Source organism: Pseudoalteromonas sp. PA2MD11 (genome assembly GCF_017808125.1).
Lineage (GTDB): Bacteria > Pseudomonadota > Gammaproteobacteria > Enterobacterales > Alteromonadaceae > Pseudoalteromonas > Pseudoalteromonas simplex.
In genome coordinates, this window is record NZ_JADKNF010000049.1 from 1 (window position 1) to 603 (window position 603).

The 603-nt window shown below is 50.2% G+C and carries 5 tRNA genes; all 5 read right to left on the bottom strand.

The annotated features are described in order from the left end of the window. Positions 1 to 5 precede the first annotated feature (5 nt). Positions 6 to 82 (bottom strand) — tRNA-Pro (locus ISP07_RS20455). Between the two features lie 123 nt (positions 83 to 205). Beyond that, positions 206 to 282 (bottom strand) — tRNA-Pro (locus tag ISP07_RS20460). A gap of 16 nt (positions 283 to 298) precedes the next feature. Beyond that, positions 299 to 374 (bottom strand) — tRNA-His (locus ISP07_RS20465). Positions 375 to 397: 23 nt separating this feature from the next. Continuing rightward, positions 398 to 474: transfer RNA gene (locus ISP07_RS20470), tRNA-Arg, on the bottom strand. Positions 475 to 524: 50 nt separating this feature from the next. Beyond that, positions 525 to 601 (bottom strand) — tRNA-Pro (locus ISP07_RS20475). Between the last annotated feature and the right edge of the window lie 2 nt (positions 602 to 603).

The following is a 603-nucleotide window of genomic DNA, read 5'->3' on the forward strand; positions in this document are numbered from 1 at the left end:
AAAAGTGGTCGGCGATGCAGGATTTGAACCTGCGACCCCTTGGACCCAAACCAAGTGCGCTACCAAACTGCGCTAATCGCCGATACTGAGAGAAGTTTTGAAAATAAATACCACTTAAGAAGTTGTCGGCGATGCAAAATTTGCACCTTCGACTGAATTGGATATACCCAAACCAATCGTTCTTTGACCTTGAACTTTCCAAAAGTGGTCGGCGATGCAGGATTTGAACCTGCGACCCCTTGGACCCAAACCAAGTGCGCTACCAAACTGCGCTAATCGCCGATATCTTAGAGTAAATTGGGGTGACTGATGGGGCTCGAACCCACGACAACCGGAATCACAATCCGGGGCTCTACCAACTGAGCTACAATCACCACGGCATTTACCTATTTTCAAATGGCGCACCCGGAAGGATTCGAACCTTCGACCAACGCCTTAGAAGGGCGTTGCTCTATCCAGCTGAGCTACGGGCGCATCGAAAACTTCATAAGCTTGCCTGTAAGCGCCGCTTCTTAAAGAAGAAGTGGTCGGCGATGCAGGATTTGAACCTGCGACCCCTTGGACCCAAACCAAGTGCGCTACCAAACTGCGCTAATCGCCGAT